12 protein-coding genes are annotated in these 14,255 nt (G+C 65.1%); 7 read left to right on the top strand and 5 right to left on the bottom strand.

All coding sequences use genetic code 11. The annotated features are described in order from the left end of the window. Window positions 1–524 precede the first annotated feature (524 nt). Together AArc1_RS14060 and AArc1_RS14055 are read left to right on the top strand one after the other, a co-directional pair. The gene (locus AArc1_RS14060; protein ID WP_161958297.1) at window positions 525–2,747 is read left to right on the top strand and encodes a sensor histidine kinase; all 2,223 of its coding nucleotides are present in this window, start codon (window positions 525–527) and stop codon (window positions 2,745–2,747) included. 214 nt (window positions 2,748–2,961) lie between these two features. Further along, complete coding sequence (locus tag AArc1_RS14055; protein WP_117364966.1) at window positions 2,962–5,445, top strand: DNA topoisomerase I; 2,484 nt, start codon at window positions 2,962–2,964, stop codon at window positions 5,443–5,445. Window positions 5,446–5,500: 55 nt separating this feature from the next. Here the strand turns inward: AArc1_RS14055 and AArc1_RS14050 are convergent, their stop codons facing one another. Then, window positions 5,501–6,172, bottom strand: a complete 672-nt coding sequence (locus AArc1_RS14050) for a TlpA family protein disulfide reductase (protein WP_117364965.1) — start codon at window positions 6,170–6,172, stop codon at window positions 5,501–5,503. A 237-nt stretch (window positions 6,173–6,409) separates the two neighbouring features. Here AArc1_RS14050 and AArc1_RS14045 point away from each other — a divergent pair, with 237 nt between their 5' ends. Next, window positions 6,410–7,027, top strand: coding sequence for a class I SAM-dependent methyltransferase (locus tag AArc1_RS14045; protein WP_117364964.1), 618 nt, complete (start codon window positions 6,410–6,412; stop codon window positions 7,025–7,027). 37 nt (window positions 7,028–7,064) lie between these two features. On the opposite strand, the gene AArc1_RS14040 is transcribed toward AArc1_RS14045, so the two are convergent. Further along, window positions 7,065–7,661 carry a TlpA family protein disulfide reductase gene (locus AArc1_RS14040; protein ID WP_117364963.1) on the bottom strand — a complete coding sequence of 199 codons (597 nt, stop codon included), beginning with the start codon at window positions 7,659–7,661 and terminating at the stop codon, window positions 7,065–7,067. A 92-nt stretch (window positions 7,662–7,753) separates the two neighbouring features. Then, a complete protein-coding gene (locus tag AArc1_RS14035; protein ID WP_117364962.1) occupies window positions 7,754–8,308 on the bottom strand; it encodes a class I SAM-dependent methyltransferase in 555 nt (184 codons plus the stop codon). A gap of 177 nt (window positions 8,309–8,485) precedes the next feature. Here AArc1_RS14035 and AArc1_RS14030 point away from each other — a divergent pair, with 177 nt between their 5' ends. After that, complete coding sequence (locus AArc1_RS14030) at window positions 8,486–9,166, top strand: LysE family translocator (protein ID WP_228442330.1); 681 nt, start codon at window positions 8,486–8,488, stop codon at window positions 9,164–9,166. A gap of 27 nt (window positions 9,167–9,193) precedes the next feature. On the opposite strand, the gene AArc1_RS14025 is transcribed toward AArc1_RS14030, so the two are convergent. Together AArc1_RS14025 and AArc1_RS14015 are read right to left on the bottom strand one after the other, a co-directional pair. Beyond that, a complete protein-coding gene (locus AArc1_RS14025; protein ID WP_133412356.1) occupies window positions 9,194–10,477 on the bottom strand; it encodes a DUF7544 domain-containing protein in 1,284 nt (427 codons plus the stop codon). A 140-nt stretch (window positions 10,478–10,617) separates the two neighbouring features. Further along, the gene (locus AArc1_RS14015; protein WP_117364959.1) at window positions 10,618–11,286 is read right to left on the bottom strand and encodes an HD domain-containing protein; all 669 of its coding nucleotides are present in this window, start codon (window positions 11,284–11,286) and stop codon (window positions 10,618–10,620) included. A gap of 345 nt (window positions 11,287–11,631) precedes the next feature. On the opposite strand from AArc1_RS14015, the gene AArc1_RS14010 reads away from it, so the two are divergent. The 3 genes from AArc1_RS14010 to AArc1_RS14000 all read left to right on the top strand — a co-directional run bounded on the left by AArc1_RS14010 (window position 11,632) and on the right by AArc1_RS14000 (window position 14,163). Continuing rightward, window positions 11,632–12,048 carry a cobalamin B12-binding domain-containing protein gene (locus AArc1_RS14010; protein WP_117364958.1) on the top strand — a complete coding sequence of 139 codons (417 nt, stop codon included), beginning with the start codon at window positions 11,632–11,634 and terminating at the stop codon, window positions 12,046–12,048. Next, complete coding sequence (gene meaB, locus AArc1_RS14005) at window positions 12,045–13,133, top strand: methylmalonyl Co-A mutase-associated GTPase MeaB (RefSeq protein ID WP_117364957.1); 1,089 nt, start codon at window positions 12,045–12,047, stop codon at window positions 13,131–13,133. Before AArc1_RS14010 ends, meaB begins: the two co-directional genes overlap by 4 nt. 85 nt (window positions 13,134–13,218) lie before the next feature. Then, window positions 13,219–14,163 carry an alpha/beta fold hydrolase gene (locus AArc1_RS14000; RefSeq protein WP_117364956.1) on the top strand — a complete coding sequence of 315 codons (945 nt, stop codon included), beginning with the start codon at window positions 13,219–13,221 and terminating at the stop codon, window positions 14,161–14,163. Window positions 14,164–14,255 lie beyond the last annotated feature (92 nt).

Below are 14,255 nucleotides of genomic sequence, written 5' to 3'. Positions count from 1 at the left end.
ACTGATTCGTGACTCGAGCAGTCCCTTGAACGTGCCTATCGTCGGAGGCGGCTGATTCGTCCCAGGCCAGCAGTCGGCTTGCGACGCACCTACATACGTTGGCTGTGCGATTACTATTGGGGCAGTGCCATGTCCGGACGCAGCGGACCCGACGGCTCACCCCGGCCACCAGTCCGCTGCCATCCCATCCCCACCGCTGTCGCAGCCATCCCCCCCTCCTACCGTCACTTCTCTCTTTCCGAACCACTGCGACAGCGAATCGACTGACGAGCCTCGAGGGATCGATTTCAGCGGTGCAGTGCCGTGGGAAGCCTCGCCGTCGTCGGGCATCGGCCGACTGCCTGCGGGAGCTTCGCTTCCTCTCCGTTTCCGGCGAGGAGGTCACGAGGCATGCGCACCCAACAGAACGACACTCGCCCACCATTGCTGGACGAGAACACCCGTCTGTTGGCTGTTCTTGGGCCGAAAGGTTGAATTAGTTGTCAACGAGGTACGCTTACACGGAACGAATGTTCGACGAGCCGGTGGATAACGGAGCGTGGTCACCAACGGACTCCACAGCGTCAGCGACGGTTCTCGTCATCGGAGACGCTCCCGAGTGGGTCGCCACCGTCTCGTCGACGCTCGAGAGTACACCCGAGCCGTTGACCGTCGAGACCGAAGCGGACGTCGACAGCGCGCTCGAGCGCCTCAGAGCCGACGTGATCGACTGCTTGCTCTGTCGCGTCGACTCGTTCGACCGGACTCAGACGGCACTCGACCGGTCGGCCGACGAACTGCGACCGCCACCGATCGTCTGCTGGGGGACCGCCGACGAGCCGGGGTCGGTACTCGAAAACGGCGCTGCAGACGTTATCGACCCGTCGCTCGCTGACGACCGCGCTCGAGTCGTCGCACGCCGCATCAGAACGGTTGCCGAGCGGTATCGGGCAGCACGTTCGGCGACCACGTACTGGTCGATCTTCGAACACCTGCCTGACGCCGCCGTCGTCCACGATCAGTCGGGTTCGTTTCTCGAGGTGAACCGCGAGGTATCGACGCTGCTCGGATACGATGAAGCGACGCTATACGACCTCTCGGTTGACGACCTCGAGACGACGTTCGACGCCGAGGCGCTCGAGTCGATGGTCGTCGAACTCGAACCCGGCGAGTCGAAGACAGTCGAGGGACGAAACGAGCGGGCGGACGGAACCGAAATCCCCGTGCGGGTCAGCTTCCGTCGCATCGACGACGGGACGGGGCCGCGAGTCATTGCATCACTTCGTGACCTCTCGGAACTGAAAGCTCGCGAACGCGACCTCGAGCGCAGCCTCGACTTGCTCGAACAGACAGAAGAGATCGCAAACGCTGGTGGCTGGGAACTAGACGTTCGAAGCGATTCGTTGCGGTTGACCGATGGCACTCGGCACATTCTCGGCCTCGAGGCGGACGCGACGCCGACGATCGACGATGTGCTAATGAAATACCACCCGTCGGATCGTTCCCGCCTCGACGAGGCCGTCTCGGCCGCGATTCAGACGGGCGTCGGCTTCGAGGAGATGGCACGCCTCGAGACGACCGACGGCCCGGTTAGACAACTTCGACTCCGCGGGGAAGCCTACCAACGAAACGGCGAAACCGTCAGACTCCGTGGAGCGATCTGGGACGTCACCGATTGGATGGAGGCTCAATCGGAGCTCAACCAGCGGGAGGCACACCTCTCACAGGCACAGTCGGTGGCCAATCTCGGCAGTTGGTCGAAAGACCTCCAGTCGGACGAAATCTCCTGGTCCGACGAGGTTTACGCGATTTACGGCCTCGAGAGAGACGACGAGCCGATCGACCATCAGCGGTTTCTTTCGCTCGTCCACCCTGAGGACCGACAGCGAGTCGACCGGGAGTGGGAGCGAGCCAAACGCGGCGCGCCCTACGATGTCGAACACCGGATCGTGACCACCGACAACGAGACGAAATGGGTCAGACAAAAAGCCGAACTGTCGTTCGCCGACGGTGAGCCGGTAAGCGCGATCGGCGTCGTCCAAGACATCACCGACCGCAAGACGTACGAACGACGTCTCGAGGCCCAGAACGAACACCTCGAGATTCTGAACCGAATCGTTCGCCACGACGTGCGAAATCGGATGAACGTCATCGCCGGCTACGCTGCGTTGCTCGAAGAACGATCTGACGAGCCGACACCACTCGCTGAAACTATCAGGTCAGTTGCAGACGAGCTGGTCTCGATCAGCGAGCGGATCAGAACCGCAAACCAGTTGCTCTCGGATGAGACGGAGGTGATTCCACTCCCGGTCGACCTGCTCGTCGAAGACGCACTCGACGAGGTGACCGAAACGCACGACGAACTCGAGTATGACTGCGATCTCGACGATGGACTCTGGATCTGGGGGTCTGAAGCCATCGGACTCGCTCTCGAAAACGTCCTCGAAAACGCGATCGAACACAACGACGCGTCGACCCCCCGGATCGAGGTCACGGCGGATGCAGCTCCCGACGATGACGTCGTCATCCTCGAGGTCGCGGACAACGGGCCCGGCGTTCCCCCAACCGAACGAGAGCTCCTCACCGGCGACCGACAACGCTCACAACTCGAACATTCGAGCGGGCTCGGGCTCTGGCTCGTCGACTGGATCGTCTCGAGCGTCGACGGCTCGCTCTCGATCGATACCGACGACGGTGATGGAACCGCCATCACGTTCGCGTTCCCGGCTGCGGCACCGACGGACGTCACGCTTCCGTGCGAACGGTAGCCGGTCGGCGGGGTTCGACGCTGACCCTGGATGCGTCGATCCTGATCGTCCGGCAAACGCCCGCGAGCACGCGCCGTGCCCGATCGCACGCACACCCGCGCTGTCGGTCGGTTTTGGCGAAAGCGTTATCAGATACTCAGGCGTAGCGCCGGACAATGTGCGACACTCGCTCGTTGCTGGGACCGGGGCCAACCGTGCCAGGGGGTGATTCGCGGTGGAGTTGATCATCACCGAGAAGGACAACGCCGCCAGGCGGATCGCCGACATCCTGAGCGGTGGCACCTACGACTCGAGCCGAGAGAACGGCGTCAACGTCTACGCCTGGGGTGGCAAACGTTGTGTGGGACTGTCGGGTCACGTCGTCGGTGTCGACTTCCCCGCTGAATACGCTGACTGGCGGGACGTCGAACCCGTCGAACTGATCGACGCCGCCGTCGAGAAGACGGCGACGAAAGAGAACATCGTCGCGACGCTGCGCATCCTCTCGCGGAAGGCAAATCGCGTGACGATCGCGACCGACTACGACCGTGAGGGTGAACTCATCGGGAAGGAAGCCTACGATATCGTCCGCGAGGTGGACGAAGAGGTCCCGATTCGGCGCGTTCGGTTCTCCTCGATCACCGAAAACGAGGTTCAGAACGCCTTCGACGAACCCGACGATCTCGACTTCGATCTGGCGGCTGCCGGCGAGGCTCGACAGATCATCGACCTCGTCTGGGGGGCGGCACTCACCCGATTCCTCTCGCTGTCGGCCGGCCAGCTCGGCAACGACTTCATCTCCGTCGGGCGCGTCCAGTCGCCGACGCTGAAGCTGATCGTCGATCGCGAGCGTGAGATCGAGGCGTTCGATCCCGAACAGTACTGGGAGCTGTTCGCAGAGCTAGCGAAAGCCGACGAATCCTTCGAGGCCCAGTACTTCTACCGCGACGACGAGGACAACGAGGCCGAACGCGTCTGGGAGGAGGCCGTCGCCGAGGAGGTCTACGAGACGCTCTCGAGTCACGACGCGGCGACCGTCGTCGACGTCACCGGCCGCACCCGGACCGATACGCCGCCGACGCCGTTCAACACCACCCAGTTCATCCGCGCGGCCAGCGCACTCGGCTACTCCGCCCAGCGAGCGATGTCGATCGCCGAGGACCTCTACACCGCCGGCTATATCACCTACCCGCGGACGGACAACACCGTCTACCCCGACGACTTAGAGCCCGACGAGTTGCTCGACGAGTTCGTCGGCCACCCGACGCTCGGCGAGTCCGCCGAAAGCCTGCTCGAGGCCGACGAGATCGTCCCCACGGAGGGCGACGAGGAGACGACCGACCACCCGCCGATCCACCCGACCGGCGAGATCCCCGCTCGCGGCGGCGACGTGAGCGACGACGAGTGGGAGATCTACGAACTCGTCGTCCGTCGGTTCTACGCGACGGTCGCCGACGCGGCCGTCTGGGAGCACCTCAAGGTCGTCGCCGAAGTCGATGACTGCCGACTCAAAGCCAACGGCAAGCGGCTCGTCGAACCCGGCTACCACGACGTCTATCCGTACTTCAGCACCGCGGAGAACTACGTCCCGGCCGTCGAAGAAGGCGAAGAACTCGGGCTCTCCGACGTCGAACTCGAGGAGAAAGAGACCCAGCCGCCGCGACGCTACGGCCAGTCGCGGCTCATCGAGACGATGGAGAAGATGGGCATCGGGACGAAAGCGACCCGCCACGACATCCTCGAGAAACTGTACGACCGCGGCTACGTCGAGAGCGACCCGCCGCGGCCGACGAAACTCGCGATGGCCGTCGTCGAGGCTGCCGAGAACTACGCCGACCGGGTCGTCTCAGAAGAGATGACCGCCCAGCTCGAGGCGGATATGGACGCCATCGCGGGCGGCGAGGCAACCCTCGAGAACGTCACTGACGAATCTCGGGAGATGCTCGAGGCGATCTTCGAGAACCTCGGTGACTCCCGCGAGGAGATCGGCGACCACCTTCGGAAGTCGCTCAAAGACGACAAGCGCCTGGGGCCGTGTCCGGACTGTGGCGAGGACCTGTTGGTCCGACGGAGCCGTCACGGCTCGTACTTCGTCGGCTGTGACGGCTATCCCGACTGTGAGTTTACGCTCCCGCTGCCCTCGACGGGCAAGCCGCTGATCATGGAACGCGAGTGTGCAGACCACGGGCTGAACGAGGTCAAGATGCTCGCGGGTCGGCAGACGTTCGTCCACGGCTGTCCGCTCTGTAAGGCCGAAGACGCCGGCGAGGGACCGATCCTCGGGGCGTGTCCGGACTGTAATTCGGAGGAGGGCGGCGAACTCGCGATCAAGACGCTCCAGAGCGGCTCCCGGCTCGTCGGCTGTACGCGCTACCCCGACTGTGAATACTCGCTGCCGCTGCCCCGTCGGGGCGAGATCGAGGTCACCGAGATGCGCTGTGACGAACACGACCTGCCCGAACTCGTCGTCCACAGCGGCGACGAGCCCTGGGAACTGGGCTGTCCGATCTGTAACTACCGGGAGTTCCAGGCTCGAGACTCCGAAAGCGGCTCCGACCTCGAGTCGATCGACGGCATCGGCGCGAAAACGGTCGAAAAGCTCGCCGACGCGGGAATCGAGAGCCTCGAGGACCTTACCGAGGCCGACCCCGACGCCATCGCCGAAGACGTCGACGGCGTCAGCGCCGACCGGGTTCGGACCTGGCAGGCGGAGGCCTGATTCGGCCCACCGTTCCGGGCCTCGTGATCGACGGTCGCAGTTTCTCGATCGCTCCTCACTGAGCCGTCTCGGCGTCGGTCTCTCCGTCGTCGGCACGCTCCTCGGTGGAGCTGTTCCCACTGTGTTCGGCGCTTCCGACGTCTCGTTCGTCTTCCCCGTCGGCTGTGGCGGCCTCCTCGAGGATCGGCTCGAGATTTCTGACGATGACGTTGGTGTCGACGACGCCGTCGTCGTCCCAGCGTAGTTCGCCGTCGGAATCGACCGCGGCGAGGACGGGGTAGCCGGTGATCCGATACCAGGTGCTGAGCCGGCCTCTGGGGTCGAATCCGAGCGACCAGTCGGCGTTGTGCTCGGCCCACCACTCCCGGAGGTCGTCTTCCGGGAAGGGAGCCGTCACCGAGACGACGGTGAGGACGTCCGCGTACGACTGAGTTAGCTCTGCGACGGCGTCCTCGAGGGGAGGCATCAGCCGCTGACAGGTGCCACAGGACGGCGAGGTGAAGTTGAGCAGCAGGACGCCGTCGGTGGGGACCGGAATCGTCCCGGCCTCGCTCTCGCCGGCGTCGATCGTCTCGAGTTCGAACTCGGGTTCGCCCGACGAGTCCTCCTCAGTCTCTTCGGTTTCGTCGGGTGCCGCTGGCGTGATTGACGTGCGACGCCAGAGCGCGACGCCGCCACCGAGGAGTCCGACGCTCGCTAAGCCGGCGACGGCCTCGCGGCGCTTCATCTGACCCGTACCTCCGTCCGCGCCGGCCGTGGCTGTCGACGCCGCACTCGTCTCTCGTGAGCGCCGTGCTCGCGGTGGCCGTCCCGAGTGTCGGGGTAGTCACGCGTCGCGTCGTCGCTCGGGCGCTCGAGCATGCACAGCCGTAGGGGCTGTCGGGTCAAAACGTTCACTGGTTCGGTTCCCGAACGTGGTCGCCGAGTGGGTACGTACAAGAGCGGTCAGTTCGTGAATCGAACCATGCCGTCCGATCGCGACCGCTGGAACGATCGCTATCAGGATCCGTCGTTCGACCTCCCCGACGACCCGATCCCCGAACTCGAGCGGCGCATCGAGACGCTGCCGGAAGGCCGCGCGCTCGACGTCGCGACCGGAACCGGGCGAAACGCCCTCTTTCTCGCCGCCAACGGCTACGCCGTCGACGCCATCGACGTCTCTGACGTCGCGCTCGAGCAGGCCCGACAGCGTGCCGACCAGCGCGCCCTCGACGTAAACTGGAGACGTGCCGACCTCGCGGAGACCGACCTCGAGACCGATCGCTACGACGTGATTACGGTGGCCTTTTTCGCCGCGCTTGAACACCTCCCCGCGTTGAAAGAGGCCTTGGCTCCCGGCGGTGTGCTCGTTTACGAACACCACCTGCGCTCGAGCGACCAGATCGAGGTCGGCCCCTCGAGCGATCGCCACCGCTACCGGTCGAACGACCTGCTTCGGGCCTGTCTCGACCTGACGATTCTCTCGTACGAAGAGCGCCGCCGGTCGGTGATCGACGGGACGGCTGCCGTCGCGACGCTCGTCGCCCGCAACTCTCACGGCGGTGTGCAGTCGTATCCGCTGCTAGCCGAGCCAGACGAGTGAGCGCGTCGTCGGGTGACGGCTCATGCGTGCCTGGTCGTCAGTCCTCGAGGGCGTCGGCGACGCCGTCGACGATGCTGTCGGTTGCCGTCGCATCCGTCTCGTGCCAGCGGACCGCGCCGTCGGCGTCGATCACGACGAGCACGGGGAACCCGCCCACGTCGTAGTGATCGGTGAGTGCGCCGTCCTCGTCGATGCCGAGCGGCCAGTTACCGTCGTGACTCGTCCACCAGTCGGCGAGTTCGTCGGCCGACTCGTCGCTTCCGAAGGTGGTGTCGGTCACCGAGAGGACGGCGAGACTGTCGTTCGGCTCGAGGTCGCGGGCAGCACCCAGCCGATCGGCCGCGTCGTCGACGTTCTCGAGCAGGCTCTCGCTGGTCGGACAGCCGGTTCGGGTGAAGTTGACGAGCAGCGAGCGGTCGCTCGCGGGGACGGTCGTCGTTCCAGCCTCGCTGCCAGGGGCGTCGACGGTGGTGAGTTCGAACGGTGGGCCGTCGGGTTCGTCGTCGCTCCCGGCCGCCGGTTCGTCGCCCGTGTCGGCCTCGAGACAACCCGCGGTCGCCACCAGACTGGCTCCGATGAGAAGCCGCCGTCGGGTCGGCGAAAGACCGAGTCTGACGGTCCGTCCGCGATCCATAGCACCAACTATGGGGTCGAGTGACAAAGGTCTGGGCCGGCAGACGACGGGTGTCAGCGGTCGGTCCACCGTCGGGCAGCGGTCGTCGTCGGTTAGCGCCGCGCGACGCAGACGTAGGTCTCGTGGCGGTCGACGGCGTGGGTGACGGTGAAGCCAGCGTCGGTGAAGTGTGAGACGGCGTCGCCGAGTGCGTAGCGTTCCTCGAGCGGCGGTCCCGCGATGCGGTCGCCCGTTGCCGACCAGTCGATGGTGACGACGCGGCCGCCAGGGCGGATGACTCGGGCCAGTTCGGCCAGGCTCTCCTCGCTTTCGTACTCGTGGTAGGTGTCGACCGAGAACGCACCGTCGAGGCTGTCGTCGGCCAGCGGGAGGTCGTCGACGGGTGCCTGGACCAGTTCGACGTTCTCCGGGACGCCTTTCTCGCGGTAGAACTCGTGCATCTCCGCCTGGAGGTCGACCGCGTAGACGGACCCAACGTAGCGAGCCACGTCGTCGGCATAAAAGCCCGTCCCGCTGCCGAGGTCGGCGACGACCTGTCCATCGTGGGGCTCGAGCCAGGTTAGCAGTTCCTCCTGAGAACACCACCGGTAGCGAGTGACGTCCTCTAAGTCCGCAGCGCGGTCGGGGTCGAATGTGTGAAAGCCCATACACCTGCTTTCGACTGTCGCGTAATGTAGCTCCGCATTCGTCGGTCGACGTCGATGTGCGTTCGAGTCACCGATGGCGTACCAGCCGACCGAACGTAGGGCTCCCGGTCAGGGAGTTCGACCGACTCGCTCGAGCCAGTCGCTGTGTTTTTCACGATCTGGACCCGACTCGAGACTGTGTTCACGACGCTGACGACGGTGTTCGCAGGGGTCGTCTTCGGCCTCGCGCTCGCGGCCCCACCGGGGCCGATGAACGCCATCATCGCCGAGGAGAGCGTCGTCCGCGGCTGGACGGCCGGCTTCCGGGCTGGCCTGGGAGCGATGACCGCTGACGTGCTCTTTTTCGTCCTCACGCTTGGTGGCGTTGTCGCGCTCGTCGACGGCGTCCCGGCCGTTCGTCCCGTCCTCTATCTGGTCGGCGGCCTGCTGATGTGTTACTTCGCGGTGGGCGCGGTCGACGAAGCGCGGGCCGCCGCTTCCTTTACCGACGGCGGCGAGCCGACCGCGGCGGGCTTTCGAAAGACGTTCGCGCTCTCGCTCTCTAACCCCTACCAGATCGGCTTCTGGCTCACCGTCGGCGTCGGCTTACTCGAGCCCGGCCAACTCGACGTCTTCGCCCACGTCCCCGCCGTCGGCGACCTTCTCGCCGGTTCCCTGCTGGTCCAGACCGGCTCGACGACGCTCCTGGTCGGTTTCTTCGCGGGTATCGCGGTTTGGATCGTCGTTTATCCCGCCGCGCTCGTTTCGGCGGGGCGACGTGTCGATGCCCTCGCTCCGATCGTCGCCGCTCTTAGTGCCGCCGTGCTGGCCGGTTTCGGTCTGCTCTTTCTCGCAATGGGTGTGGTTCGCCTGTTCTAACGCCCGGGACACCGAGTATCGAGTCTCTCAACGCGAGTCGTCGGCTTCCTCGTCCGTCCTGTCGTCTGCTTCCTCGTCCGTCCTGTCGTCTGCTTCCGACCGAGTCTCGGTGGCTCCGTCGTTGCTCGAGTCGGTACTGTCGTTGCTCGAGTCCAACGGCTCGCTCGTGTCGTCGGCCCGTGACTCGACCGGCTGGTCCCAGACGCTTTCGCCCTCCCAGACGGGGTCGTCGAACGCTCTGTCGCTGGAGCCACCGGATTCGTCTCCCGTCGATGGCTCACCGCCGGGGCCATCGACATCCATCGGACGGTCGGTGCGCTCGAGGTCCGACGTCGGTTGCATCGGTCCCGGATCGTCACCCGAAGCAGTTCCAGCGGTGATCGCGGCCCGTCGGTCGGCGACCAGGTCGAGCGAGTCGTCGGTTGCGCCGAGGATCCCGATCGCGTAGTAGCGAACGTAGCTCCGGACGGGCGATTCGACGAGCGCCACCGCGTACTGGTAGGCGAGGTAGCCGACCAGCAGCCCGACGACTGCGACGAGCACGAGCGAGTCGTGAAGTTCTGTCAGGAGGGCAGCGAAGAGAATCCAGAGGAACAGCCCGAAGAACGCGGCGAAAAAGCCGACGACGGCGAAGACCGCCCAGAGGGCGAAGCCGATCGTCCAGGCGACGAGCACGAACGCGAGAACGCCGACCCAGTTCGCGCCGATCACCGGCACGAATCGCCGCCAGGCGCTAATCGGGCCCCGCTCGTCGTGGAGCATGATCGGGACGACGAAGCCGTTCGTGAGAGTGTCGACGACGAACCAACCCAGTACCACGGCCACTGCGTAGGCGACGAGCGCGGCGACGGCCCCGGCTGACAGTGCGTTCGGGTCGGACACGTCACCCAGAACGACGAGTGCCACGAGTGGGGCAGCGATGGCGACGACCACGCCGATCCCGACTGCGAACCGAAACACGAGCAACGACAGGCCTCGTCGCACGTTCGCCCGGAGGTATCGCCGGACGGACATCGTCTCCGATCGAAGCGATTCGACGAAAACGAACTCGAGCAGTGCGGCGACGTATCTGAACGCGACGTATATCACGAGGACGGCCACCGCCCCGGCGGCCACGAGGGGGAGTTCGTCGGACCCCTCGAGGGCCTGGATACCCAGTTCGACGGGGACGTTGAACACCTGGAGAAACGCGCCGAACCCGCCGAGAAATGCGAGAACGATTCCGAGTTTCAGCCAGCCCTGGAGCCAGAGGGCCGAGAGATACCGTTTCGTCAGGTGGAGGGCGTCGGTGAGACTATCGGCGGCGTACATCCTATCAGATTACTACTCTCCACCTGATAAGTCTGTTCTGGTGTAACGACCGTTCGGTGACCGACCCTCGCCGCCCTCGGTGGGCCGTCGAAGAGACCGGACACGGGAGCCATGGTCGGCTGAAAACGCTGTCAGAACGGCTATAGTCCAGCGATCTCGTCTTCGAGCCACTCGCTGAACCACTTCGCACGCTTGAGTCGCTGATGGGCGATTCCCTGGCCAGTATCACTTTTCACGCGCGAAGCGGCGTCGTAGCCCCGCTCGAGTACCCGGTCGACCATCTCGTCGGCCTGCATGTGTGTGCGGGCCTCATAGCCCATGCGCAACAGCATAAGCGTCGTCCCGTTGGCACCGATTTTATCGAGCAGATCGGCTTCGATCAGACACTGCGTCTCGAGGGCCAGATCCGTCAGGTCGCCCTGGTAGGAGTGGTGTTCGATCGCGCGACACACCTGGCTGATGAACGACTCGGGGTAGTCCGCGCGGGCCTCGAGATATTCACGGGCGACGCGAGCGCCGGCTTCGGCATGCAGTTCCTGGTCGGTCTCGAGTTTGGCGACGTCGTGAAAGAGTGCCGCAACGCGGGTAATGTCGACGTCTGCACCCTCGCCACGAGCGATCTCTTCGGCCAACTCGACGACGTTCAGGATGTGGTTGAACCGGTACTCGGCGGAGTGCCACGGGTACCATCGCATTCGGCCGCCTTCAGTCTCTTTCTGTACGCTTGCCGCGAGGTACTCGTAGACGAACCGTTTCATTTCCTCGAACTCCGCGTCGGTGACCCTGGTCTCTTTTATCTCGACACCCACGAAAGATCCCTCCGCAATAGACGAACGATAGTCATTGCAGGAATGTTCGTTCGTAGCACTCTTTAGCCTTTGGTTCGGGATGGTTACGGCCGCGAGGACGGTCACGAGCGGGACACACTCCTCGAGCGAAACGGGTCCTCGAAGCGAGAGTGTTGGCGACGACTGGCAGGGCTCGAGGCGGGGTTTCGGTGACGATTTCGACTCGGTTTCTCACGGTCGGCGGGGTCGAGCGATGGGGGCCCATTCGTTCGATGATCGATCTTGGCTCGTCGGGGCACTCTCAGTGTCGCCGGGACTAACACGGTTTTCCGTTAAAGTCAAACACACGGCCGGGGAAGATGAGGTATGAGCAGTGAACAGCAAGGGGAGTCGATCCGGTGTCTGGTCGCCAAAGTCGGTCTCGACGGTCACGACCGTGGGGCACACGTCATCGCGCGGGCGTTCCGAGACGCCGGTTTCGAGGTTATCTACTCCGGGTTGCACCGTGCACCGGACGAAATCGTCCAGGCAGCGGTTCAGGAGGACGTCGACGTGCTGGGGATCTCCATCCTCTCCGGCGCACACGATACCCTCGTCCCGAAGATCATGAGTGGACTCGAGGAGTACGGTGCGAAAGATGACACGCTCGTCCTCGTCGGCGGCGTCGTTCCCGAGGAAGACCGCGAGAACCTGAAGGCGGAGGGCGTCTCGGCGATTTTCGGCCCCGGGACGTCGATCGAAGAGACGATCGAGTTCGTCCGCGAGAACGCGCCCGAGCGATGACCGGCGACGAGACGCTGCTCGAGGACCTGCTGGCCGGCGAACACCGCGCGCTGGCTCGAGTCATCTCGAAGATCGAGAACCGTGCGCCGGGCCACCGCGAGCTCGTCTCGGCGCTGTACGCTCACGCGGGCGACGCCGACGTGATCGGCGTCACGGGCAGCCCCGGCGCGGGCAAATCGACGCTCGTCGACAAGCTCGCCGAAACCTACCGCGAGCGCGGCGAGACCGTCGGCGTCATCGCGATCGACCCCTCCTCGCCGTTTACGGGCGGGGCGGTGCTTGGCGACCGTATCCGGATGGCCTCGACGGTCGGCGATATGGACGTCTTCGTTCGCTCGATGAGCGCCCGCGGCACGCTCGGCGGCCTCTCGACGGCGACGGCGGACGCCGTCAAGGCGATGGACGCCTTCGGCAAGGACAAGATCATCATCGAGACCGTCGGTGCCGGCCAGAACGAGATCGACATCGTTCGCACCGCCGATACGGTCGCCGTCCTCGTCCCGCCGGGATCGGGCGACGACATCCAGACGCTCAAAGCCGGGATCCTCGAGATCGGCGACGTCTTCGTCGTCAACAAGGCCGACCGTGACGGGGCCGATCGAACCGTCCAGGAACTCCGAGAGATGATCCACCTCGGCGAGGGAAGCGGCTTCGGCAGCGGCCACCACGGCGCAGACGAGATCACCGACCACCATCCCGACTGGGACGGCCCGGACGAGACGGACGGTGACACAGCCGAGGTCGCCGCCGACTGGTCCCCACCGATCGTCGAAACCGTCGCCACGACGGCGACGGGCATCGACGACCTCATCGACGAGTTCACCGCCCACCAGACGTACCTCGTCGACTCCGGAACCCACGCGGCGATGGCCCGCCAGCGCTACGCCGAGGAGATCCGAACCCTGCTGCGCGAGGACGTCCACGCTATCCTCGAGGACGAACTCGACCGCGTCGGCGGGATCGACGACCTCGCCGACGCTGTCCGGGCGGGCGAGACCGACCCGTACACCATCGCCGACGAGCTGCTCGAGCCGGTCGAAGCCTGCGTGTCGGAACTCGGTACCGACTCGGCCGGCACCGAGTAACGCTTCGTGGGGGCTGGACCTGCTCACAATCGCGCTCGTGAGAGATAGCCCCACCTTGAAGACCGACGGCGACGTACGACGGCGTATGCGAGCCCGATCAGTCCTCGGCGCGACCCTCGGTGCCGTCGGCGCGGCCGTCGTCGGCAACCGGTTTCTGAAAGCGCGCGCTGGCGACCTCGAGAACCCGTTGCCGGGCGTCGAACGGACCTACCGGTGGCGGGGTATCGAGACCACCTATACCGTCGCTGGCGATCCGAACGATCCAGACTTGTTGCTCTATCACGGCATCTACGCCGGCGCGAGCGGGTACGAGTTCGAACCGGTTTTCGAGCGCCTCGCGGAGGAGTATCACGTCTACGCCATCGACCTTCCCGGCTTCGCTCGGTCCGAGCGACCGCCGTTGCTTTACTCGCCGTCGCTGTACGCTGAGTTCGTCCGTGATTTCGCCGACGACGTCACCGACGATCCCATCGTGGTCGCCTCCTCGCTCACCGGGGCGTTCGTCGCCGACGCCGCAGGAGAGGCCGACTTCGAACACCTGGTGTTGATCTGTCCTACCGACGAGACCGCCCCCGAACGGCCCTGGCTTCGGACTCTTTTGCGGACGCCGATCCTCGGGACGACCGTCTACAACCTGCTTGCGAGCAAGCCCTCGATTCGACGGTACTACGTCCGCGATGGGTACTACGACGCCGACGCCCTTGAGCCCGAGGACGTCGCCTACACCTGGAACAGCGCCCACCAACCAGGCGCTCGCTACGCGCCGGCGTCGTTCGCTGCCGGTACGCTCGACCCCGAGTTCGACCTCGCGACGGAACTCGCCGCCCTCGAGATGCCCACGACGCTCGTCTGGGGTCGAGACGCCGAACTCGTCCCGCTTCGTGACGGCCGTGACCTCGCCGACGCCGCCGATCTCGAACTGGTCGTCATCGACTACGCAACGCAGTTGCCCCACGCTGAACATCCGGCGGAGTTCGTCGAGTACCTGACCGCCGAACTGGCCCACACCGACGTCGAACTCGACGAGTAATCACAGTGCCTTCACCTCTCAGATCGCCCATTTAGCTGACCGAACGCTCCGGTCGTGCGATCGAGTCGGGTCCGAACTCTCGAGATCGTCGA

Origin of the sequence: Natrarchaeobaculum sulfurireducens, assembly GCF_003430825.1 — an archaeon.
GTDB classification, from domain to species: domain Archaea; phylum Halobacteriota; class Halobacteria; order Halobacteriales; family Natrialbaceae; genus Natrarchaeobaculum; species Natrarchaeobaculum sulfurireducens.
The sequence above is the reverse complement of the archived record's forward strand: the minus strand, read 5'-3'. Positions and strand labels throughout refer to the sequence as shown.